The sequence below is a fragment of the Sphingobacterium sp. WOUb80 genome (genome assembly GCF_050058145.1).
Lineage (GTDB): Bacteria > Bacteroidota > Bacteroidia > Sphingobacteriales > Sphingobacteriaceae > Sphingobacterium.
This window is the reverse complement of sequence record NZ_CP165617.1, coordinates 2,411,302-2,435,467: the sequence shown is the minus strand read 5'-3', so window position 1 is coordinate 2,435,467 and position 24,166 is coordinate 2,411,302. Positions and strand designations below refer to the sequence as shown.

Below are 24,166 nucleotides of genomic sequence, written 5' to 3'. Positions count from 1 at the left end.
TTATGCATCACCACATCGAGCTACATGAGCTTATATTGGCGATTGTTATCGTGTTGATTTTAGTACTGCTATTGATCATCACGGTGCTGGCCTATAGTTTTTATAGCTATAGGATCCTGCACAACAGGCAATCCTGGAGGCAGATCATCGAGTATAAGATTATGGAGACAATTGTAGGGAGCGATGAAAACGACGAAAGAGATAAAGAATTTGCAAAACATTTAAAAGAACCATCATTTCGGGCACTTTTCTTAGATGTACTCGTCGACTCGGATAGGAAGTTTTCAGGTGGGGCCAAACAATCGATCAATAGATTGTTTCATGATTTTAAATTGGAGGAAGAAGCCTGGAGAAAACTTAGGCATAGAAAAGCTTATTTGGTTGCCGGTGGTGTACAGGAGCTCGCGGCGATGAACGTCGAAGCGGCAATTCCCGAGATCACAGCCAAGCTTACTGATTCCCGCACCGCAGTATATCAAGAAGCGCAATATGCAATCGTAAGTTTTAATGGATACGAAGGGCTTGGTTTTTTGGATCATTTTGACAGGCCGCTATCAGACTGGCAGCAGCTTCGTCTTTTATATTCTATTCAGGATATACCTGAAAGTTCTGATTTGCATGTTGATACCTGGTTGAAGAGTTCAAATGACTCAGTCGTTATATTTACTTTACGCTTAATCCGAAAATTTAGATTGATGACTTTTTATACAGGAGTTTTTAATCTATTGGATCACCAGTCTCCCAAGGTTCGAGTACAGGCCATACGGACATTGCAGTCGATTGAAAACAGTGCTACGATCCAGCAATTTATTTCCATCTTTGACCAACAGCCTATTGAGGTGCAAAATGAAATTCTAAAAGCAATGAAAGTTGCCAGAAGTAGAGAATGTGAATGCTTTCTAAAGGATCAATTGTGGAATCATACTGCCGTGTCTATTAAAATCTCTGCTGCGGAAGTACTTGTTGTTTTGGGAGAAGAACAATATTTACGTGATATCTCACAAAGTGAAGATACTTACGACGAACTAATACAAATCATTAAACACGCTTTGCAAGAGAAAAAATGTTAGAGTTTTCCCATATAGTATACGAAATTGTAGTTTGGTTATTTTTACTTTACTCTGCTGCAGTATATATTATCTATACCTGGATAGGATTATACGCTTATGGAGCTGTATTTCGTTATAAACACAATAACACCTTTACAGATTATAGCATTATTGCCACAAACCCCAATGCACCTACATTCAGTCTGATTGCACCAGCCTATAACGAGGGTATGACTATTGTTGAGAATGTACGTTCCCTATTGTCGCTGTATTACCATAATCTCGAAATTATTATTGTGAATGACGGTAGTAAGGACGACTCTATTTTGAAATTAATAGAATCTTACGAACTCGAACCGACCTCTTTTTTTGTTCAGGGAAATATTGAAACAAAATTAATAAGAGGGATTTATAAAAGTAAGAACCCTGCTTTTAAGAAACTTATCGTTGTCGATAAGGAAAATGGGGGTAAAGCCGACGCGCTCAATGTGGGAGTTAATATTTCTTCTGGTGATTATATTGTCTGTATTGATGTCGATTGTATTTTGGAACAAGATGCCATTCTAAAGCTGGCGAAACCATTTTTGGAACAGACTGACAAACGGGTTATAGCCTGTGGCGGTGTCATACGCCTAGCCAACAATTGTAATGTTGTCAATGGATCCGTCGTCGATGTCAATCTGCCTAAATCTTGGTTGGGACGTACACAAGCTTTAGAGTATATCCGTGCTTTTATTTTAGGCCGGATGGCTTGGTCAAGGGCTTCTGGATTAATTCTTATTTCAGGCGCATTTGGTGCTTTCGATCGGGAGATCGTACTGGCTTGTGGTGGTTATGATCGAAATACGGTTGGTGAGGATATGGAGCTTGTTGTTCGTATGCGACGCTATATGGAAGAACAAAAGCAAGCCTATGAAGTGGTCAATATTCCTGATCCTTTGTGCTGGACAGAGGTGCCCGAATCAAAAGAGGTTTTACGTAAACAGCGTAATCGTTGGATGCGGGGTACAATGGAAACACTATGGAAACATCGGAAATTAATGTTCAATCCGAAATACGGACGTTTCGGTATGGTCAGTATGCCATACTGGTTCTTTTTTGAATTCTTGGGACCTATTGTTGAATTTACAGGTTACATCGTCTTTTTGATCTTTTTTATTTTAGGAATCATCAATTGGCCGTTTTTCTTCGCATTATTTGCATTAGTTATTGCTTCAGGAATTTTATATTCTATTTATGCGATTTTGGTCGATCTTGTTAGCCATCAGGTCTATTCGAAGAAACGAGATCTTTCTACATTAATTACCACTGCTATCCTTGAACCCTTGTATTTTCACCCTATTGTTGTTAAAGCAGGAGTACAGGGGGTGGTCGATTACTTTCGTAAACAGCATGGCTGGGGCGAAATGACGCGGCAAGGTTTTCAGCAAAAAGATGCCAATGAGTCCATTTGGAAATATTTTGGCCAGCGAATAAACGTATCGCTACAGAGTCTAGGACCGGTGATGTTGGTTTTCTTCGCTTTGTATATGTTATCTGTTGGCGTTGAATGGTGGTGGTATGGTCGCCGTTTTACACAGTTGTCCGAATCGCATGCGGGGAAATATCTCTTTTTCGATAATCTGGTATTTCTCTTTCAATCTTTAGGTTGTCTGGGAATAGGTTATTTGTTGCTTCAGTTTTTAAGCAGTTTTTGGGCGAGATTGTTGTTGGTCATCTCATTCTCTTTTATGGTCGTTATGCAATTCATCCTGTTTTTGTATTTCGGTGAATCGAGGAACCTGCTCGGGGCCGATATGTTTTATTACAGTTCGGAAGAGATGAAGCAAATTTTGGAAGCCAGCGGTATGTTGAGTTTTACCAACATTGCTTTACTCTTATTGCTGATTGTGATTTCTTGGGTTCCGCTTTGGATAGCCAACAAACAGACTTTCAAAAAATCCTATACCAGTATCGCATTGCTATCTTTGGGTATCGTATCATTTTTTATCTCCTCGGCTTCAATTTTGGGTAATGGTTCAGAAAAAGATGAATTTGTAGCCAATGCAAGCCGCAGTAAGTGGCGTTATTTTTTCGAATCCAATTTATCGAATTATGTGGAAGAGCATCCGGGAATGCTCGCTATGTTCAATAAGGATGATGATGATGATGCAAAAGTGCTGGATACGAAATTCCCTTTCCTGAAAAAAGAAGATACCAAAGATTTTCTCGGGACCTATTTACAGAAAACAACGAAAGCACCCAATTTGGTCATTCTCGTTATCGAAGGGTTAGGGCACGCTTATAGTTCTGAAAACGGCTATATCGGTAACTTTACGCCGTTTATAGGCTCATTAAAAAAGCAGTCATTGTATTGGGATAATAATATGAGTTCTTCTGGTCGGACATTTTCCGTGTTGCCTACAATAACAGGTTCACTGCCATTTGCGATGCATGGTTTCCTTGAACAGGATACATTGCCGGATAATTTTAACCTGTTCAATATTCTGAAGAGCAATGGCTTTAACACAGGATTTTTCTATGGTGGTCACTCCAATTTCGATTTCATGAAAAAATTCATGGATTATAATAAAATTGATATGCTCATTGATCAGGCCGCTTTTGGCCCACCTTATAAAAAACTGCCTGAAAAAGGAGGAGAGAGCTGGGGCTACGAGGATCAAGCCGTATTTAGTAAACTGCTCGAAGTCCAAAAAGTACAGGAGCATCCCTATTTTCATGTTCTTTTGACTTTATCCACACATAATCCATTTTTGATTAATAATACAGCTCATTATGAACAGTTATTTGATCAGCGTGTAGCGACATTGGATCTTACACCGGAGCAAAAAAAATGGGCTTTAGAGAACCGGACCCAGCTTGTTTCAGTGCTGAATCTGGATGAGGCGATGGAACAGTTCTTTAATGAATATAAAAAGAGAGCAGATTTTGCAAATACAATTTTTGTAATAACAGGAGACCATGCAATGCCTGAGATACCTTTGCAAAGTAAAATAGATCGCTATCATGTCCCACTGCTGATTTATTCGCCACTGCTAAAAGGGCCAAAGACCTTCCATAATTTTGTGAGCCATTTTGACGTTGCACCTTCGTTATTGGCTTACTATCGGGATAATTTCGGTATCAAAACACCGACACAAGTAACCTGGATCGGGCAAGGTTTAGATAAAGGTGCATCAGCTCAAGGCGATGGAATTGCCATGATGCAAAGTAAAAACCAATTGATCGATTTTGTGAAAGGTAGTTACCATCTTTCGGATGGTCAATTGTATAAATTGGACGGGGTACTCAATGAAGATGCCGCAGCGGATAATGTAAAGGGAGAATTGTCCAAGCGCTTTGAATTATTCAAGCGCAAGAACAAATTATTCTACACCCAAAAGCGACTTCTTCCTGACAGTGTTTATACTAATTTCTTTGATCGGGCAAAGAAAAACTAGAATTTTCGAATATAACCAAGAATGATGTCCAATTGATTGCCTCTTTCTTTTGGCCGGAATTCTTGGTTATAATAAGTACCTGAGATCGAAAAAAGGTTACTTTGTTTAACAGAGAAATTGTACTCGGCACCGACTTTAAATGTCTTTAGTTTATAAGAAGCATTATCTAGGAGATTATTTCGGTTCTCCTCGGGACTCAAACCTGTTCCGGCACTAAATCCAAAGTAATCGTTGGCTCCCTTTGTATAATAGCGGACTGTACCCGTATAAGATTGGGAGATATTCTTTTCACCCGGTGTAAGGTAAGTCCTCAAATTGAACCAAAAGTTTTGATAATACTTTCCAACTGAAGCCGTGTACATCCAGATATTGTCACTAAAATAAAGCTGACGGTAACCGATTTCCCCTTCAAAACTGTTGGGAAGATTGGCATAAAGAGACACACCAGTTCTATATTTTGCAAAAATACCTACATTATTGGAATACCCGGCACCGACATAGAGGTAAAATATCTTTGAAAGGCGTGGGTAAGCCTCCATTTCAAATTGGACTCCATTTTCTGCAAACTTATTCGCGTAATTAGTTCTGAAAATCACGGAACCTATTGGTGTTGCACGCTTATAACTTAGACCCACAATATGCCAATTATTATCAAACTGTTTGTCAAAATACACAAAATTATAAGTCAGCCCGATCGCATTCTTTGCGGTATATTCTTCAATGCTTTTTGCCAGTGCTCTCGCCTCTGTGTTTTTAGGATTAATCGCCAATAGGTTGTTAATTGCCTTCTCGGCAGCCTCATAGTGATCATTGCCGTAGCTTATTTTACCTTTTAACAAAAGGAGATCCTGCGACTGTGGATGTATGCTCAGTCCTTTATCCGCAATTGCAATGGCTTTGTCCGCCTGATCATTCCAGTATTCCAAGGAAGCATAGGCCAAAAAGAAATCTTCGTCGCTTGTATTTTTCTTGTCGAGTTCTGTAAAGATAGTCCGTGCCGAATCAATCTTGTCAGACCAGGTATAGAGGCGTGCAAGAAATATGCTTATATCTGTATAATCTGGAGCTTGAAGAAGAGCCTGTTTTGATAGTTGAATGGCCTGTGGATAATCTTTCGAATCAAAAGCCACCTTTCGTGCTTTTATAAAAAGATCATCCGCCGTAAGTTTGGTCTCTTGCGCAATTGAAAATAAAGGTAATAAAGAGAGGGAGAGTAATGGGTAAATTACTTTTTTCATTCCAGATCGTATAGTTGACATGTTAAGCTTGCTAATATATAAACTAAAATTAGGAAATTTTGTTTGTTGACACCTGTTTTAAAATAAATTTTCGAATAAGGGTCAAGATATCATTTGTTTTTTTGAACTTTCCAGGGTATCATTTTAAAATAAAAGTTTCGTAAAACGCCAATGGAATGTATCGAAAATGGTCAATTGATTGCTATCTACAGGTAATCCGGCTGCTATTTTGAGTACCTGCATAGCCATCATGCTGCCTATTATGCCAGGCAATGGACCCAAAACGCCATTTTTATCGCAATTTGGTACTTGCTCTGGGGCAGGGGGACTTGGAAAGATATCCAGCAGGTTTCTACTGCCCCTATAGTTAAAGACGGCAAGCTGCCCCTCAAAACCATAAATACTACCGTATACCAGTGGTTTATTGAGCTGTATGCAGGCATGGTTTAGCAGGTAACGCGTCGTGAAATTATCACAGCAATCTACAATAATGTGGTAGGGCGCAAGGATCTCAGCAACGTTGTCTGCAGTTATTTTTACCGGAAAGGTTTCGAAATCAATTGTGCTATTGTGTTTTCGTACGTAATCTTTGGCGCTGGCAGTTTTAGCGTTGTGAATATGCTCTTCGCAATGAATAATCTGCCGGTTTAAGTTATGTATTTCCACTTTGTCAAAATCAGCCAGGCCAAGTTTGCCAATGCCGGCCGCGGCTAGATACTGAATGACAGGACTTCCGAGTCCGCCAGCGCCAACGATCAGCACCTTGGCATCCATAATCTTTCGTTGTCCTGTAACGCCAATCTCTTCTATAAAAATTTGCCTGCTATAACGGTCAAAAATACTGTTTTCTTTCATGTGTTTAACGTATTATACCCGCATAATTAGTCTCCCAGTCCTTCATGACAGGAGCGTAACCCATTTTTCGGATTTGATTTTTGATTGTTTCCATATCTCTTTCATCGCTCACTTCAAATTGTTCCAAAGCTTGCGGATCAACAACGTAGCCTCCCGGGTTTGTTTTGGAAGCAGCACTCATTGTGGTTACTCCGATTGGAATGATATGATTTCTAAATGTTTCATTTTCTCGTGTTGAAATAGAAATTTCCAAGTTTTCATTCCACAAACGGTATGCACAGATCAGCTGCAAAAGATCTTTGTCTGCCAGATGGAAATTTGGTTCAACAGAACCCGTTGCCGGTCGCAGGCGCGGAAAGGAAATGGAGTATCGTGTCTGCCAATATTGTTTTTGCAGATAGGCGATATGAGCTGCGGTGAAAAAACTGTCTACCCGCCAGTCCTCAAGTCCAAGCAATACACCTAATCCGATTTTATGGATTCCCGCCCGGCCTATACGGTCAGGCGTATCCAAACGATAGTCAAAATTGGATTTCTTACCTTTCGGATGGTACTGTCTATAAACGTCCCGATGGTAGGTCTCCTGGTAGACCAAAATTGCATAGACTCCGGCGGCCTGTAGTAGCCGGTACTCGGATTCTTCCAATGGCTGTACCTCGATAGATATCTGTGAAAAATGAGGTTTTAAAAGCTGAATAGCATTTAGGAAATAATTAATCTCGACAGTTTTGTTGGCTTCTCCGCTGACCAGTAAAATATGGTTGATTCCCATGGCTTTGAGTGCCATTGCTTCCAATAATAGTTCGGTGTTGCTAAGGGTTTTGCGCTTGATTTTATTGTCCATGCTAAAACCGCAATATGTGCAGATGTTTTGGCACTCATTGCTCAGGTAAAGGGGGGCATAGAGCTGTATAGTTTTACCGAAACGACGTTGTGTGATTTGCTGTGTTTTTTGCGCCATCTGTTCAAGATATGGCGCGGCCGCAGGCGAGATAAGCACCTTAAAGTCATCGAGTGTTAGACTGTCTTTCGCTAAGACATAGCGTACATCCTGATCGGTCGTGTCATAAATCTGTGTTTGGACCTTATTCCAGGAATATTGATCGAGTATCAATTTAAAATCTGTCATATATAATCATCAATCGAATAAAAATGAAGTTAAGGGACTCGAGCCGATTGCATGAGATGCAACTTTTCCTAAACCGGCCTCATAAGCCTTTCTCCCTGCGATAACGGCTTCTTTGAACGCTTCCGCCATTTGTACGGGATGATTTGAAACGGCGATCGCCGTATTGACAAGGACTGCAGCAGCCCCAATTTCCATGGCTTTGGCCGCATCAGAAGGTGCACCTATTCCAGCGTCTATGACAACAGGGACATTGCTCTCCTCAATAATAATTTCGAGAAAGTCCAAGGTACGAAGCCCTTTATTGCTACCGATAGGAGCCCCTAAAGGCATCACAACAGCGGTGCCTGCATTTTCCAGTCTTTTACAAAGTACCGGATCCGCATGGATATAAGGCATAACGACGAAGCCCAGCTTAGCGAGTGATTCAGTAGCGCGTAAAGTTTCAATAGGATCGGGCAGTAGATAACGTGGGTCGGGATGAATTTCCAATTTTACCCAGTTTGTTTCCAGTGCCTCGCGAGCAAGTTGAGCCGCGAGCACAGCTTCTTCTGCAGTTCGTGCTCCCGAAGTATTGGGAAGTAAATGGATAGCGTTTAAGTCAAGCGCACTTATCAGGTTTTCATCACTGGTGGTCTGGTCAATCCGTTTGAGGGCAACTGTAACCAATTGGGAGGCCGAAGCCTTAATGGCATGATTCATTTCGTTGAGATCACCAAATTTTCCCGTACCCAAAAATAGTCGGGATTCAAATATGCGATCGGCTATATGTAAGTTACTCATACTAAAAGTTTGTTGATAGATGAAACAATGTGTGGAGTTTGGGTTATAATACCAGATAGCGCAATGCCATAAACTCCTATTTGTATTAGGTGGCGGATGTCTTCAAGATCATTTATGCCGCCTATCGCGAATATTGGAATAGGGGGCAAGCCTTCTTGGTGGACTTCTTGGATGATGTTTTTATATCCTGCAATCCCCAGTAGGGGACTTAATTTTTGTTTGGTTGTGGTATAGCTGAATGGCCCAAGACCGATATAGTCACAATTTTCTGTTATTCTTTGCTTTACATCAGCAAAGCTGTTGGCTGTACCGCCAATGATTTTTTCTGGCCCCAATAGATCCCGTGCTTCTGTGATGCTGCAGTCGTCCAGTCCCAGATGGACCCCATCAGCATCGATATCTTTTGCGATTTCGGGATGATCATTGATGATACAATAAGCATCAAATTCGGAACAGGCCTTTTTGATCTGTTCGGCAAGAATATAGAGCTGTTTATTAGAAGCCTCTTTCCATCGGATTTGTATCCATTTGGCACCAGCGTCAAGCGCCTTTAAGATATTACTTTTTTGTTCTGCTAATGTTTGCCCTTGTGAAATATATTGGAGTCTTTCCATAGTTTTTGTTTGCATGCGATAAAATTTTCAATAGGATCAGCATGTTTCCATAACGCACCGTATAGCGCAATTCCGTCTACCCCCTCCTGTATGGGAAGAAGGCAGTTGCTTTGGTTTATTCCACCCAGACCGATCAGACGAACGGTCACATTGGAACGCAATGGAAGCTGCTTTAATAAAGCATTATCCTTTCCATAGCCAGGTTTTGAGATACTTGGAAATAATGGGCTCAAAAAAGCATAATCCCAACTTTCCTCCAGGTTATTGAATTGCTCGATATGATGTACAGAGGTGGAACGAATGGCTGCACCTGCTATTTCATTTGCCGGACCATTTTGTCGACTTTTTTCATTTACATGGATACGGGAGATCCCGAGATCGGCCGATAAATGCGCATGTGAATGTAAGACCAGTTTGTCAAGGTATACCGCGTCTATACACGCGATGTACCTCGACATTTGTAAGTCCGTAAAATGATACTTGCGCAAGTGCAGGATGTCAAGTCCCTCTTCGAACAACGCATTGATAATTGCATGTTCGGAAAATATCTCCTCTTCAGCTGTCAAAGCGATGATCATAAATAGATCTCTTTTCCTTGTGCAATAAATTGCTGTGATTTTTCCAGCATGCCCTGTGCGGCACTGTCCCGGATTTCTTGCGTAATTTTCATGGAGCAAAATTTTGGCCCGCACATCGAGCAGAAATGAGCCACTTTGGCTGCATCGGCAGGTAGAGTTTCATCGTGGTATTCACGTGCCGTATCTGGATCTAGGGAAAGATTGAATTGATCTTCCCATCTAAATTCAAACCTTGCTTTACTCAGCGCATTGTCCCGGTATTGTGCACCGGGATGTCCCTTGGCTAAATCAGCCGCATGAGCGGCAAGTTTGTATGTAATTACACCATCTTTAACATCTTTTTTATTTGGTAAACCTAAATGTTCTTTTGGTGTAACATAGCAAAGCATTGCGCAGCCATACCAGCCGATCATGGCAGCTCCAATAGCTGAAGTGATGTGATCATAACCCGGGGCAATGTCAGTTGTTAAGGGGCCTAAGGTATAAAATGGTGCTTCGTCACAACATTCCAGTTGTTTGTCCATGTTTTCTTTGATCAATTGCATGGGAACATGGCCAGGGCCTTCGATCATCACTTGAACATCATGTTTCCAGGCGATTTTGGTAAGTTCACCCAATGTTTCGAGTTCAGCAAATTGAGCCGCATCATTCGCATCTGCGATAGCACCCGGACGAAGACCATCACCGAGAGAAAAAGCAACATCATATTGTTTCATAATCTCGCAGATCTCCTCAAAATGTGTATAGAGAAAGTTCTCTTTATGGTGAAAAAGACACCATTTAGCCATAATTGAACCGCCTCTGGAAACGATGCCGGTCACCCTGCTTGCCGTGAGGTGGATATAACGGAGCAACACGCCGGCATGTATTGTAAAATAAGAAACTCCCTGCTCGGCCTGTTCGATCAAGGTATCTCTGAATATGTCCCAAGTGAGATCTTCTGCTACACCTTTCACTTTTTCTAGGGCTTGATAGATCGGGACAGTACCGATTGGAACTGGAGAGTTGCGAATAATCCACTCGCGGGTTTCATGAATATTTTTGCCCGTGGAGAGGTCCATAATGGTATCGGCACCCCAGCGACAAGCCCAGACCGCTTTCTCAACCTCCTCATCGATACTCGAACTGACCGCGCTATTCCCAATATTTGCATTAATTTTTACCAAAAAATTACGTCCGATAATCATGGGTTCACTTTCAGGGTGATTGATATTATTAGGGATAATAGCTCGTCCTGCAGCAATTTCTTCGCGGACAAATTCAGCAGTGATGGCTTTTTTATGTGTTCTCGCACCAAAATTTTGCCCGGTATGCTGATGATCCATTCCTGGGGTACTGGCCGTTAACTGCTCGATGCGTTGGTTTTCGCGGATGGCAACGTATTCCATTTCCGGTGTGATGATACCTTTCTTTGCATAATGTAACTGTGTGACATTGCAATCAGCTTGGGCCACTTTCGGTTTATGACTATAGGCAAATCGAAGCTCATCTAAACTTGGGTCGGAGAGCCGCCGTTGGCCATATTCAGAAGTAATGGTAGCTAACTGCGTTACATCCTGACGGTCCAATATCCATTGCTCGCGGAGGCGAGGGAGACCTTTTCGGATATCGACAAGCATGGATTCATCTGTATATGGACCAGAGGTGTCATAAATAGTAACCGGAGGATTAATTTCTACTTGTCCATTACTTAATTTGGTGGGACTCAAAGAAATCTGACGCATAGCGACTTGAATTGGAAATATTTTTCCGGGTACAAAAATTTTCTTTGAATTTGGGAAAGGTGATTGTGTGATTGTTTCAGCTGCCATTTTTTACGGTGTTGATGTAAATTTTCGGTTGATTTTTTTGAAATAACTATCCGCCTTGAGATGCGGTAATCAAGATAATTTGATCATGGGCTTTAAGTTTTGTAGCTGGCCAGTCGTCCTTTGGAATAACTTGGTTATTGATCGCTACGGCCACGCCTTGCGTCATAGCAGATAATTCCAAAAGGACCAAGGCTTCAAGTGAAGGCGGTGCCGGGTCAAAAAATCGAATCTGATGGTTTATTGTAAGTTCCATTCCTTATTTTTTTTGGTAAAACTTTAGGAATGGCTACACGAAGACACAGTAATGCACCTTGTAGACAGCTCACTTTTCCCTACGCCAGTATGATCCGGATCAGGTTCTAAGGGTAAAATCTCAGCCTGCACGAGCAGACACCCCTAAAGTTGGGACTAAGATAGGGTTATTTTTGTGAAAGTACAGGATAATATGTAGGAAATATTTGATATATTAGTATTTTGAACAAGCTAAAACAATTTAACAACCACCAAGAACACCTCCTTTTGATGCGTAGAATTTTATTGACAACGATGTTGTACATGATGGCTGGCAATGCCCAAGCACAACCTAAAAATAACTGCAGCGCTGTTCAGCTAACCTGCGAACATCTCGTTAATCCATTGGGTATCGATGCCGTCAATCCAAGATTTAGCTGGCGACTTGATGACCCGCGGAATGGCGCTCGGCAAAGCGCCTATCAGCTGTTCGTTGGGCAGGATTCGCTGGCATTGATTAAAGAGGCGAAGGGTGTTTGGGACAGTGGGAAACAGCTCAGTTCAGCCATGCTGGTTCCATACAATGGCGCAAAGTTAACAGCCCGGACCAAATACTTTTGGAAGGTGAAGGTATGGGACAAAGAAGGTCTGTCAACAAGTTCAGCCATAGCGTCTTTTGAAACGGGGATGATGGGCAAAGACAATTGGGAAGGAAGATGGATCAGCGATGGTAAGGACATCCATGAGCGGAAAACCCCGTATTTTAGAAAAGTATTCACAACAAAGAAAAAAATTAAGTCGGCCCGTGCCTATATTGCTGTCGCCGGATTATATGAACTATCCATCAATGGTCAACGCGTGGGCGATCATCGGTTGGATCCGATGTATACCCGATTTGACCGCCGGACACTTTATCTCGTGGAAGATGTGACCGCGCAGCTTCAAAAAGGAGAGAATGCAATTGGAGTTATTCTAGGTAACGGTTGGTACAATCATCAGCCAATGGCTGTTTGGAACTTTGATAAAGCGCCATGGCGAGACCGTCCCGCATTCTGTCTGGATCTGCATATCGTTTATGCAGATGGTTCACAAGAGACGATTGTTTCTGATGAGCAGTGGAAAACCGCTTATGGGCCAACTGTTTACAATAACATCTATACAGGGGAGCATTACGATGCAAGACTAGAAATACCCAACTGGGATAAACCAAAATTTGATGACTCGGCATGGGGTGCAGTTCAATATAGAAATGCACCATCTGCCAACTTAGTTGCCCAGCAAACCGTACCGATCCGACTGCTGAAGTCATACCTGCCAAAGTCAATAAAGAAGATTGACTCGCAAACTTATGTCTTCGATATGGGGCAGAATATGGCCGGCATCACAAAAATAAAAGTCAAAGGATCAGCCGGAACAGTGCTGCGGATTAAACATGGTGAACGATTGCATGCAGATGGGCGTTTGGATCAGTCTAACATTGATGTCTATTACCGGGGTGATAAAGAGGCTGAACCTTTTCAGACGGATATCCTAACGCTGAGCGGACGAGATGATGAATTTATGGCAAAGTTCGGCTATAAGGGATTCCGTTATGTCGAAATTAGCAGCAACGTACCCATTGCGCTGGATAAATCAACTGTAACGGCCTATTTTATGCATAGTGATGTGCGGCCATTAGGAGAACTTAAAACTTCTTCTGATTTGGTAAATCGGTTATGGGATGCAACCAATCATGCTTATTTGTCCAATTTGATGGGCTACCCAACAGACTGCCCACAACGGGAAAAGAATGGTTGGACGGGGGATGGGCATCTTGCAATTGAGACGGCCTTATACAATTTTGATGGAATCACAGTTTACGAAAAATGGATGGCCGATCATCGCGATGAACAACAGGAAAATGGTGTCCTGCCTGATATTATTCCAACGGGTGGTTGGGGTTATGGTACCGCAAATGGATTGGATTGGACAAGCACGATTGCTATCATCCCCTGGCAGATTTATCAGTTTTATGGGGATTCGCGTGCACTGGAAGACTGTTATGCGGCTATTAAACGTTATGTCGATTACGTAGATGGAATCAGTCCCTTTGGTCTGACAACCTTTGGACGTGGTGACTGGGTGCCTGTTAAGTCTTCCTCTAATCTGGAGCTCACTTCATCCGTCTATTTTTATGTCGATGCAACCATCCTTGCTTCGGCTGCAAAGTTATTTGGACATACAGCGGATCAACAAAAATATGAATCGCTAAGCAAAAAGATTAAGACAGCTATCAATGCTAAATTTTTGGATACTTCAAAAGGAATTTACAGCAACGGAACACAGACCGAATTGAGTGTACCGTTATTTTGGGGAGTCGTGCCCGAAGAAATGAACGCTCGCGTTGCAGCCAATCTGAATAAGAAAGTTGAAGAGACCAACTTTCATTTGGATGTAGGTGTATTGGGCGCAAAAGCACTTTTGAATGCATTAAAAGATAATGGCTATCCAGAGACTGCCTATAAGGTTGCGGTACAGGACACTTATCCATCTTGGGGATGGTGGATTGTTAACGGGGCGACCACCTTATTGGAAAACTGGGATCTAAAAGCGACACGGGACATCTCGGATAATCACATGATGTTTGGTGAGATCGGCGGTTGGTTTTTTAAATCTATTGGTGGCATTCTACCAGACCCGAAACAGCCTGGCTTTAAGCATATCCTCTTAAAGCCAATCTTTCCTCAGGGACTGAAAGAATCTGCGATCTCCTACGAATCACCGTTTGGGAAAATTGTTTCCGACTGGAAATTAAAAGGCGATAAAATTGTATACGATATCAAAATACCTGCAAATGCTACTGCAACATTCTATCCTCCGGATAATGTGAAGAGCAGCGATGTTGTTCAATTGGACGCGGGTAAACATACATTGGAGCTACAGCTAAAATAATAGGGTTTTCGCCTTTTCTTTCTCTGGATAAATAGTTGGTTTATTCCTTTGTATGGTCAGATTTTACAGCGCTTTTGCAAGATTTCCAAGCTGTTTTAATTTTAAAGACAGTTCATTGCTCCATGGTAAACCAATACAGAGACGCATGCAATGATAAAATTGATCCTGCAAGGTAAATATCCTTCCCGGTGAAATGCTGATCTGCAATTTAAGAGCGTAGCTGTATAGTTTTCCAGTATCAATATGTTTTGGAAATTCCACCCACAGGGCGAGCCCACCCTGTGGCCGGCTTATTCTGGTTCCTTCAGGGAAATGACTCGCTATAATGGCTGCATAGTGCTGATAATTTTCCATTAACGTTTGGCGAAGTTTGCGAAGATGGTTGTCGTACCTCCCAGTTAGCAGAAAATTTCCTACAGCTTCATTAATGATTGCGGTAGAGGATAGCGAATGAATCAGTTTTAGTTTGATGATCTGTTCTTTATATTTTCCCGGGGCGACCCAGCCCACACGGAAACCCGGAGCCAAAGTTTTTGAAACTGATCCGCACCAGAGTACATTGCCATCTAAGTCAAAAGATTTGCAGCATTTGGGGCGTTCGGCCCCAAAATGAAGGTCGCCATAGGTATCGTCTTCGATCAGCGGGATCTGATGTTTTGATAGCAGTGATACAATTTCCCGCTTTTTTTCGTCGGGCATACAGTAGCCTAAAGGCGTGTTAAAATTGGGAACCAGTAAGCAGACCTTGATTTTGTGTAATACATTTTTGAGCGTTTCAATATCGATCCCATTTATCGGGTCTGTAGCAATTTCCAGGACTTGCAGGCCTAGGCTAACAGCTAATTGGAGGATTCCGGGATAACAGGGGCTTTCGAGTGCTATTGTGTCTCCAGGTTGGGTTAAAGCCATAAGACATAAAGCCAAGGCATTCATACAGCCGTTAGTTGTCACGATATCATCTTCATGTAGATTTCCCTCCCATGTCAATGAACGTACGGCCACCATGCGGCGTAATTTGATATTGCCCTGTAAGGGTTCATATGCTGTGCCACCATCATTCAGTACCCGTGTTGCGAGAACAATTTCTTTCTTCAATTTCGCAACGGGCAGCAGAATTCCTGAAGGAACACCAATAGAAAATAAGGTTAAATCCCGACGTCCTATGGTTGAATAAACGTCATTCATCAATTGGTCAGGTTGCCGGCTGTTGGCGATGGGTACGGGCTGACTAGCCGCGGCCAATGGAAGCTGCAGGTAGTTCAAGGGGCTGATGAAGTAGCCAGATTGGGGCTTGGATCGGATAAGAGAACGAGCTTCCAGCTCCAGAAACACTCTTTTCGCCGTGTTAATACTGATCCCGTGTTCACTGCTTAAGCTTCTCACTGATGGTAGTTTCTCTCCGGCTTTTAGAACGCCAGATTTAATCTTATTGGCGATATTGTCTGCTATTTCATTGTACAAATAATCTTTTTTCACAGCATAAGGATTTATAACATGCTTCAAAGATAACTGTGTCCATTGAATTATCAAAAACTGTGACTGTACTTACTGATGGCAATCGACGAACTTTGTGTTAAAGATTTAACGATGGCAGAATTAAGTATAAGTAAGGTACAGGAAAATACAGCGAATGGCTGGTTTAATGGTTTTATTGGTGTCGTATTATTTAGTGGTTCGCTACCGGCGACGCGGATGGCAGTTTTGGCATTTGATCCAGTCTTTGTGACGCTAGCAAGAGCTTCTATTGCAGGTTTACTGGCTTTAGTAACTTTGGTGGTTTTTAAGGAAAATCGCCCCGAGAAAAAACAATTAGGTTCGTTATGCATTGTGGCAATAGGATGTGTAGTTGGGTTTCCCTTGCTGAGTGCTTTGGCCTTACAGCACATCACTTCAGCACACTCTATTGTTTTTATCGGCATTTTGCCCGTATCGACAGCTGTATTTGGTATCATACGTGGTGGCGAGCGCCCGAAGCCAATTTTTTGGCTGTTCTCTGCCTTAGGGAGTCTATTGGTTATCGGATATGCCTTGGCGCAAGGATTAACAGCCTCACCTTTAGGTGATGTTTTAATGATTTTATCGGTCATTCTATGTGGACTGGGCTATGCCGAAGGTGCAAAATTAACGAAGACACTAGGGGGATGGCAGGTGATTTCCTGGGCGCTGGTTTTGTCATTACCGATTATGCTTCCACTTACCTTTATCTATATGCCTCCTTCTTTTAATGATGTAACTATGGGTGCCTGGGGCAGTTTAGCTTATGTATCATTGTTTAGTATGTTTATCGGTTTTGTTTTCTGGTATAAGGGGCTCGCACAAGGGGGGACGGCAACAATAGGGCAGTTACAGCTACTACAGCCATTTTTCGGCTTGGCTTTAGCAGCCTGGCTTCTTCATGAACAAGTCAGTATCGGCATGCTGGCCGTGACTGTTGGGGTTATTCTTTGTGTGGTTGGTACCAAGAAATTTGCGAAATAAACCCCCTGGAAATGATAGGTGGCTAATGGATCCGCATGGTAAACTATAAATTTGTTAACTTTAGCTCTTGGCACCTCATCCAGGTTGTATAGGATGAAGAGTATTATTTGTAGCGAAAAAGACAATATATTATGATTTTACCTTTTGAACCTTATAATCCGATATGGAAGGCAAAGTTCAGCAGTATCCAACGAGACCTTCATACTTTGCTGAAACCAATAGATCCGAGGATAGATCATATTGGCAGCACAGCTGTTGAGGGTTTGTCAGCTAAACCGATTATTGATATACTGATCGGGTTGGATAAGGACAGCGACCTGGATCTTGTTCCAGTTTTATTGAAAGGCAAATCCTATGTATATTATGAGAAATACAACGAAGAGATGCCATACAGGCGTTTTTTTGTTGCCCTGATTGATCGCCCCGAAGTATTGGGCGTTCCAGAACATATTGTTCGGGGCGATGAAATTCCAGAAAGATTGCATGATCATTCATTACGGATAGCACATATCCACAGTATTCCGTGGCAATCAGATCATTGGTTGCGTCATATCGCATTTCGGGATTATCTGCGAACGCATTCCGAAGTAAGGGATAACTATCAAAGAATTAAAGAAGAATTGGTGCTTCGGGAATGGAAAGATGGCAACGACTACAACGGTGCAAAAGATGAATTTCTGAAAGAATACGAAAGAAAAGCTATTGAATGGTATAAGAGAGTTGTGGAAAAATAAGATAATAAAGATATGGACCTGAAAAAAATAGCCTCTCAATTGGCTAAACCAAAAATTTTGAACGACTATATTGCCTATGCCGATGTAGCTGCGGCAATAGAAACCATAGATGGCAATGTGTATACAGGTATTAGCATTGATACAGCCTGTTCTTTAGGACATTGTGCCGAGCACAGTGCTGTTTCAGAAATGTTGAAGCATGGAGAATCACAGATCAAGGCGATGGTTGCCGTGAATAAGAGTGGAAATGCTGTTCCGCCATGTGGTCGATGTCGGGAATTGATTGGTCAGCTGTCTAAGCAAAACAGTAAAACGATCATTGAAGTTCAGGATGGAATATTTAAGACGTTGGAAGAATTAATGCCATATGACTGGAAAACAGCTACGGGATTAAATTGGTAAATTCAATAGGCAGCGTTAAATATGAAAATAATATTAGCAGAATTTGAGGATATTATCCTTAATTTCCCCCAGCAGATCAGAGAAATAGCGGTAGCAGAATTCGAATTAAAATTAATGCCAGATAAGTGGAGTAAAAAAGAGATTCTAGGGCATTTGGTTGATAGTGCATTCGTTAATTATTCTAGGTTTATTCGAGCCCAATTTGAAGAGAATCCGCAGATATATTACAATCAGGAGGAGTATTGTCAATGTGGAAGCTATCAAGATACTGAGGTTATACAATTATGTAATCTATGGCATTCATTGAACAGGCAATTGTTGTTTTTATTTCAGCAAATAATCGATAAAAAACTACTAATGAGAACTTGCAACGGCCATAGTCTTGAATTTTTAATGCAAGACTATGTCGTACATTTGAAGCATCACAGAAACCAGATTTTGGCTCAATGATAATCTCTGATCATAGATTTAAATAGAAATCGGTAGAATCGGCATGTTACGCTGCAGGCATTTTGTCGGGACATCAAATCTTTTTAATAATCCATAAAAAAGCGGTCATGGAGATAAGACAATTAACGGAGTTGGATAAATCGGATCTATTAATTGCCATTAATGGAGCCTTCGCCGATTACATCGTACCCTTTCAATTAGGTACATCCCAATTGGAGGCCAAGATCAGGAATGAAAATATCTTGATGGACTGGTCTGTAGGTGTTTTTGATGAGGCTCGACTTGTTGCTTTTATCCTAAATGGCATGCGACAAATTGAAGGTAAGACAGTAATTTATAATGCTGGCACGGGTGTTTTGCCTGCATACAGGGGCAAGGGTGTGGTTGGGAAAATGTATGGATTTATCCAGCCTTTCTTTAAAGAACGTCATGTGAAGCAATTATTTCTGGAGGTTATAGATAACAATCTATCTGCTATTCGGGCGTATGAAAAAAATGGATTTGTTAAAGGACGCAAACTATTGTGCTTTGGAGGGGAGCTTCAAGTAAGTGCGCGACCATTTTCTTGCAGTATAAAACTTATGCACCATTTTCCTTGGGATATCTTACAAGCTTTCTGGGATATTGAGCCTAGCTGGCAAAATACGAGAATGAGTATGGAATTAGTTCAGCCGACAGGACTGGGGGCATTCATTGGTTCTGATCTGGTGGGGTATATCTTATTCAGCTCGCACAACAATCGGATCTACCATATTGCGGTAGCGGTACAGCATAGGCGGAAAGGTATTGCCACCCAACTCTTAACTGAACTTAAAAAGTATCTATCAAGCACCCAGATACAGCTAAATAATTTTGACGAAAAAGCCGAAAATCTGAAGTTTTTCTTAAAAAAGTGTGGTTTGACCAATAGAATCAACCAATTTGAAATGATTAAGAATATATAATAGTTGAAATAAAATTTATAATGCGAAATCTTATTTCAACTATTATGTAAATCAGCGCAAATACAGCTGATATTTATTTTTTAATAAAAAAAATAAACAATTTTCGTTATAAGCTTGTTATCTATTAGCTGGTTATAAAGACTCTTTCTAATATGAGATCTTGGGGCCGGCCGAGCTAGTTTATAATCTCGAAAAAATAAAAATGTAACTGCCATTACCGCCATTTTTCCAAAGTATACCAACTGCTGCATTTCAAAAAACACTAATTTTTAAACATATGAAAACCAAGTCATTTTTAATCGCTATTGTCTCAAGCTTCCTTTTGCTTGCTTGTAGCACTTCGACTAGGATAACAGATATCTATAAAAATAGAGATGTGACGCCTAAACAGTACCAAACGATATTCATTATTGCGATGACAAGTCATGCTAAGGCAAAAGATGTCATTGAATCTAATTTGGCCCAAGCAGCTTCCATGCACGGCTATAAAGCAATTAAAAGTACAGATGTTTTTAAAAAGACATTCACTAAAGACGAAAGCCAAAACAAGGATTTGGTGATGAAAACCGTACGTGATCTGAATGCTGATGCAATTTTCACAGTTACATTGATCGACAAAACCAGTGAAACCCGATATGTACCTGGAAGCGGTCCATATATGCCATATCCCACCTTTGGATGGTATGGTAATTTTTGGAGTTACTATTCCCATTGGTATCCGATTGCCTACAATCCAGGCTATTACACCACTGATAAAATGTATTATCTCGAAAGCAATTTATATGATGTAAGCTCTGAACAGTTGCTTTGGAGTGTTCAGTCAGAGACAATTAACCCTTCTAGTCTGGAGGATTTTTCTAAAAGTTATACGAAAGCACTAGTCAAAGCGCTGGAAAAGGATATGTCCGCTCATTAAAATAGATCTGAGCTGTTTTTAAAGCTTATAGTTTCCTCGAAATTATAAGCTTTCTTTTTTTATTTATCGACAGCTATAATCCGATAATAGTCCTTGTACATATCAGTTCAGCGACTCGTCAGTTGAAGATAAGCAATAATTGACGAAAGTTTAAGCACGATCAGGTTGAGGTTAATAATCAAATTGGTTTAATAGTAGTCTTTTTTTATCTATTTTATTCATTTTTTACATATTAAAAATATATTTTTAGTATATTAATAAACTAAATTAGCTATATAGTTGTTATTAAAATGAAGCAGGATAGTTGACATAAGATGAGGTACAAATTATACAGAGAACAGCAGTTGACATGTGATCTACATACCGCATGGGATTTTTTTTCTTCTCCCATCAATCTCGCTGAAATAACACCAAAAAAGATTGGCTTTGTGGTTGTGTCGGATTTCCAAGGGCAGGAAATCGCTGAAGGTATGATCATTGAATATTTGGTGTCTCCTATCCTTAGGATACCGCTGAAATGGAAAACAAGAATAACTCAGGTGGAAAAATACGTGAGTTTTACGGATTTTCAAGAAAAGGGGCCTTATAAGTATTGGAATCATTTTCATGAATTTATTCCAAATGAAAATGGAGTCTTGATGAAGGATACAGTTGACTATGAATTGCCTTTGGGAATTCTTGGAACTATTGCTCACGGCGTTTTTGTTAAAAGGAAGCTTGCGAGTATTTTCAATTATCGTTATCAGGTATTAGAAGATTTATTTAGCCAAAGTAAAAGCACATCATAGCTATTTTATGACATGTGTACTTATTCTAAAACACTTTGTAGAGTGGATGTTTAAGAAAATATAATTAGATGCGAGCACGATGAAAAAGGTATATCAAATAGTTAATGGAATTGCATTAATGATAACGGTCATTATTAATTACCTATCCAATACGGGAATTTTTAATGGGGAGACCATGGCAACGATATCTGCCAAATACCAGAATTTATTTACACCTTCTGGTTATGCATTTTCAATCTGGGGCATTATATATTTAGGTTTGATGGGCTTTGTTGTATATTATGGCCCCTTTGGCAAGCAAACAGCGGAAAAAGATAAAGTCACACTAAATATTGGATGGTGGTTCTTAATTTCTTGTCTAACAAACAGCTTATGGGTAATTGCTTGGTTATACGATTATACCTTTTGGACAATTTTATTGATGGTCCTACTTTTTGTTTCACTGTTAAAAATCATTCAGCTTACCTGTGATGTAAATAATTCTACAGTGAGCACTGCTGTTTTTTTTAAACTGCCTTTTAGTATGTATGCGGGCTGGATTTCTGTTGCTCTGATTGCTGATATTGCAGCTTATTTAACAAAGATCGGTTGGAGTGGTTTTGGAATTTCCGATACAATTTGGACCCTTATAATGTTTGTTATTGCGCTACTAATTCACCTATTTATGATCTGGAGACGTCGTATGCCCATGTTTGCACTTGTGGCAGTCTGGGCTTTAATCGCTATTGCTGTTGCTAATAAGGTAGCTAATGGCACTGTTTATACAGGAGCTCTGATTGCGGCAGTTATTGTTTTGCTCAATGTGATTGTATTTTATATCCAATACCCGAAGAGCTTACTGAATTGAAATGTTTAATATGAGAGAAAGGAAAATATTGAAATTTCCCAATTCTTTCCCAAATTGATGTATAAGTTTAGGTTATTGTAACATTTTAAAACTTAAATCATATGGTTAATTGGAATTTAATAGCTGGGTTGGATAGGGAATTTTCTTCACAGGATATCAGACGTAATATTTTGACTTATATCATTCAAAATTATCCTGCAACTCAGATTGACTTTATTGAAAAAGATCAGCATTCTTATAGAATAGATATTAGGGGTGGAGATTCTCTTATTTTCAATTTTAAAGGACAATTTGTGAGAGCAGTTAATTAGGACGGAATCTAACGATGATATTGGCAAATTTTTCCTAAAAATAGGGGATGAGCTAAATCGGATCATTTAATTGCATTTTCTTTAATAGGTTTATTAGCTATGTCAGAAAGAAAAAGACGTAGCTAATTTCTTGTTTCTCATATTTTCTCAGCGGGGTGCTGGCGCGGTTTTATACTATTCTTCCGCAGCAATTGTGTTTATTATTTTTGTTGGTATGCCTTTTTCATTATAGTAGATCCGCTTTTTGGTTTGATAATTATCTATACTTTTTAGTTTCCCGGTTTCTAAGTTATATATGCTCCATTTACCAGTTTTTTTTCCCTGTCTGTAAACGCCTGTTTTGAGCAATCTTCCTTTTTTATCATACCAATACCATCGGTTGCTTTTAACACCGTTAGCATACTGTCCTTTGATTTCTATTTGCCCATTCATGTAATACCATGTCCAATGATTTACTTGGTTGCCTTGATCGTTATAATTCCCTTCTGTCTGCAATTGGCCGTTTTCATAATACCATTGCCATTTTCCTATACTGTTATTTCCCTTCGAAATTCCCTGATTTTTTAATTGTCCATTCTCGTGATAATACTTCCATTCGCCAATTTTATTGCCCTCGAGCATGACTCCAATTGCTTGCAAGTTTCCGTTTTCGTAATAATACTTCCATTCGCCCGATGTTTTTCCATTTTCATAATTGGCAACATTCATTAGCTTTTTGTTGGCATAATACCATGTCCACTCGCCGGTTTTTAAGCTGTCTTTCATTTCTCCAACACAGCGTAATTGACCGCTATCGTAATACTCCATCAATAAGCCTTTTTCCTCATTGTCTACAAAGTTTTTAACAGCTCGGATTTTTCCATCTTCACTATACCATTTCCATTCACCAGTTTTTCCCCCATGTGCATACTGACCGATAACGGCGGGAGATCCATTTGTATTATAATACATATAGGGACCATCATCTTTATCGTCGAGATAATTTCGGAATCCCTGTAAGGTTCCATTTTCTGTATAAAATTTCCATTCTCCTGTTTTTGCGGCCATTTTATATTGTCCCATAGACCGTAGCTGTCCATTCTCATAATAAAATTTCCATTCTCCGGATTTTTTACCCGCTACGTATGCTTCGCTTTTTTCCAATTGACCGTTGGGAAAGTAAAATTTCCATTCTCCGATTGGTTTACCATCGATAAGATGCCCAATCTTACTCAATTGTCCATCTTCGTGATAGCCTTGCCAAAGGCCGGTTTCCAGGTCGTTTTTGTATTTTCCACTTGCATACAGCTGTCCACTTTTATAAAATTCTTTTGACCATCCGTCTCTTTTTCCTTTTTTATAGTTGGAAATAATTTCAGGAGAGCCGTTTTCGTAAAACCCTTTCCACTGTCTTTCTAGGCAATCTTTTTTGTATCGTCCGACATATTTTACATTTCCATTCGGGTAATAGTATAGCCATTTGCCCGTCTTTAGACCATTTTTATCCCATTGGCCTTTTTGTTTTAAGCTGTCGTTTTCTATCATTACTTTGTGTGCTGATTGCGCGTGAATGACCCTATGGAAATTTAGCAACAATAGAAATAGAATGATATTTTTCATAGCTTTTTATTTATGGTACTTCATTTTAATGGTACTTCATC

At 40.4% G+C, this 24,166-nt stretch carries 22 protein-coding genes and 1 riboswitch; of the genes, 12 read left to right on the top strand and 10 right to left on the bottom strand.

The window, feature by feature from the left end:
- The first annotated feature begins 2 nt into the window (after positions 1-2).
- Both AB1Z56_RS10245 and AB1Z56_RS10240 read left to right on the top strand, forming a co-directional pair.
- A complete protein-coding gene (locus tag AB1Z56_RS10245) occupies positions 3-1,070 on the top strand; it encodes a hypothetical protein (protein WP_426791960.1) in 1,068 nt (355 codons plus the stop codon).
- The gene (locus tag AB1Z56_RS10240) at positions 1,064-4,489 is read left to right on the top strand and encodes a sulfatase-like hydrolase/transferase (RefSeq protein WP_426791959.1); all 3,426 of its coding nucleotides are present in this window, start codon (positions 1,064-1,066) and stop codon (positions 4,487-4,489) included. The genes AB1Z56_RS10245 and AB1Z56_RS10240 overlap by 7 nt, the downstream gene beginning before the upstream one ends.
- On the opposite strand, the gene AB1Z56_RS10235 is transcribed toward AB1Z56_RS10240, so the two are convergent.
- From AB1Z56_RS10235 to thiS, 8 genes are all read right to left on the bottom strand, one after another.
- Positions 4,486-5,727 (bottom strand): YaiO family outer membrane beta-barrel protein, encoded by a 1,242-nt coding sequence (locus AB1Z56_RS10235; RefSeq protein ID WP_309363927.1) that lies wholly within the window; start codon positions 5,725-5,727, stop codon positions 4,486-4,488. The two genes, AB1Z56_RS10240 and AB1Z56_RS10235, sit on opposite strands and share 4 nt — an antisense overlap.
- A 144-nt stretch (positions 5,728-5,871) precedes the next feature.
- The gene (locus tag AB1Z56_RS10230; protein ID WP_426791958.1) at positions 5,872-6,582 is read right to left on the bottom strand and encodes a HesA/MoeB/ThiF family protein; all 711 of its coding nucleotides are present in this window, start codon (positions 6,580-6,582) and stop codon (positions 5,872-5,874) included.
- A 4-nt stretch (positions 6,583-6,586) separates the two neighbouring features.
- Positions 6,587-7,711: a 2-iminoacetate synthase ThiH gene (thiH, locus tag AB1Z56_RS10225; RefSeq protein WP_426791957.1), complete on the bottom strand. Its 1,125-nt coding sequence runs from the start codon at positions 7,709-7,711 to the stop codon at positions 6,587-6,589.
- Positions 7,712-7,720: 9 nt separating this feature from the next.
- Positions 7,721-8,491, bottom strand: coding sequence for a thiazole synthase (locus AB1Z56_RS10220; protein WP_313265175.1), 771 nt, complete (start codon positions 8,489-8,491; stop codon positions 7,721-7,723).
- Entirely contained in the window at positions 8,488-9,105 is a 618-nt protein-coding gene (gene thiE / locus AB1Z56_RS10215) for a thiamine phosphate synthase (protein ID WP_309363935.1), read from the bottom strand. Before thiE ends, AB1Z56_RS10220 begins: the two co-directional genes overlap by 4 nt.
- Entirely contained in the window at positions 9,066-9,683 is a 618-nt protein-coding gene (locus AB1Z56_RS10210; RefSeq protein WP_309363936.1) for a thiamine phosphate synthase, read from the bottom strand. The genes thiE and AB1Z56_RS10210 overlap by 40 nt, the downstream gene beginning before the upstream one ends.
- Positions 9,680-11,494: a phosphomethylpyrimidine synthase ThiC gene (gene thiC, locus AB1Z56_RS10205; RefSeq protein WP_309363938.1), complete on the bottom strand. Its 1,815-nt coding sequence runs from the start codon at positions 11,492-11,494 to the stop codon at positions 9,680-9,682. Before thiC ends, AB1Z56_RS10210 begins: the two co-directional genes overlap by 4 nt.
- Positions 11,495-11,540: 46 nt before the next feature.
- Complete coding sequence (gene thiS / locus AB1Z56_RS10200; protein ID WP_309363940.1) at positions 11,541-11,747, bottom strand: sulfur carrier protein ThiS; 207 nt, start codon at positions 11,745-11,747, stop codon at positions 11,541-11,543.
- 59 nt (positions 11,748-11,806) lie between these two features.
- A riboswitch (TPP riboswitch) is annotated at positions 11,807-11,902 on the bottom strand.
- A gap of 114 nt (positions 11,903-12,016) precedes the next feature.
- On the opposite strand from thiS, the gene AB1Z56_RS10195 reads away from it, so the two are divergent.
- Positions 12,017-14,656, top strand: coding sequence for a family 78 glycoside hydrolase catalytic domain (locus AB1Z56_RS10195; protein ID WP_426791956.1), 2,640 nt, complete (start codon positions 12,017-12,019; stop codon positions 14,654-14,656).
- Between the two features lie 63 nt (positions 14,657-14,719).
- Here AB1Z56_RS10195 and AB1Z56_RS10190 read toward each other — a convergent pair whose 3' ends face one another.
- Entirely contained in the window at positions 14,720-16,132 is a 1,413-nt protein-coding gene (locus AB1Z56_RS10190; RefSeq protein ID WP_309363944.1) for a PLP-dependent aminotransferase family protein, read from the bottom strand.
- Between the two features lie 111 nt (positions 16,133-16,243).
- Between AB1Z56_RS10190 and AB1Z56_RS10185 the strand changes: the two genes are divergently transcribed.
- The 9 genes from AB1Z56_RS10185 to AB1Z56_RS10145 all read left to right on the top strand — a co-directional run bounded on the left by AB1Z56_RS10185 (position 16,244) and on the right by AB1Z56_RS10145 (position 22,526).
- Positions 16,244-17,134: a DMT family transporter gene (locus AB1Z56_RS10185; protein ID WP_426791955.1), complete on the top strand. Its 891-nt coding sequence runs from the start codon at positions 16,244-16,246 to the stop codon at positions 17,132-17,134.
- A 131-nt stretch (positions 17,135-17,265) separates the two neighbouring features.
- The gene (locus tag AB1Z56_RS10180) at positions 17,266-17,868 is read left to right on the top strand and encodes a GrpB family protein (protein ID WP_309363948.1); all 603 of its coding nucleotides are present in this window, start codon (positions 17,266-17,268) and stop codon (positions 17,866-17,868) included.
- A gap of 12 nt (positions 17,869-17,880) precedes the next feature.
- Complete coding sequence (locus AB1Z56_RS10175) at positions 17,881-18,270, top strand: cytidine deaminase family protein (protein ID WP_309363950.1); 390 nt, start codon at positions 17,881-17,883, stop codon at positions 18,268-18,270.
- A gap of 21 nt (positions 18,271-18,291) precedes the next feature.
- Positions 18,292-18,720: a DinB family protein gene (locus AB1Z56_RS10170; protein ID WP_313265189.1), complete on the top strand. Its 429-nt coding sequence runs from the start codon at positions 18,292-18,294 to the stop codon at positions 18,718-18,720.
- Between the two features lie 107 nt (positions 18,721-18,827).
- A complete protein-coding gene (locus tag AB1Z56_RS10165; RefSeq protein ID WP_426791954.1) occupies positions 18,828-19,664 on the top strand; it encodes a GNAT family N-acetyltransferase in 837 nt (278 codons plus the stop codon).
- A gap of 277 nt (positions 19,665-19,941) precedes the next feature.
- Complete coding sequence (locus tag AB1Z56_RS10160) at positions 19,942-20,580, top strand: hypothetical protein (protein ID WP_309363956.1); 639 nt, start codon at positions 19,942-19,944, stop codon at positions 20,578-20,580.
- A 314-nt stretch (positions 20,581-20,894) separates the two neighbouring features.
- On the top strand, positions 20,895-21,368 hold the full coding sequence (locus AB1Z56_RS10155; protein WP_309363958.1) for an SRPBCC family protein: 474 nt from the start codon (positions 20,895-20,897) through the stop codon (positions 21,366-21,368).
- A gap of 79 nt (positions 21,369-21,447) precedes the next feature.
- The gene (locus tag AB1Z56_RS10150) at positions 21,448-22,215 is read left to right on the top strand and encodes a hypothetical protein (RefSeq protein WP_426791953.1); all 768 of its coding nucleotides are present in this window, start codon (positions 21,448-21,450) and stop codon (positions 22,213-22,215) included.
- A gap of 101 nt (positions 22,216-22,316) precedes the next feature.
- Positions 22,317-22,526, top strand: a complete 210-nt coding sequence (locus AB1Z56_RS10145; protein WP_309363962.1) for a PepSY-like domain-containing protein — start codon at positions 22,317-22,319, stop codon at positions 22,524-22,526.
- Positions 22,527-22,700: 174 nt separating this feature from the next.
- Here the strand turns inward: AB1Z56_RS10145 and AB1Z56_RS10140 are convergent, their stop codons facing one another.
- Positions 22,701-24,125 carry a toxin-antitoxin system YwqK family antitoxin gene (locus AB1Z56_RS10140; RefSeq protein WP_426791952.1) on the bottom strand — a complete coding sequence of 475 codons (1,425 nt, stop codon included), beginning with the start codon at positions 24,123-24,125 and terminating at the stop codon, positions 22,701-22,703.
- Positions 24,126-24,166: the final 41 nt, after the last annotated feature.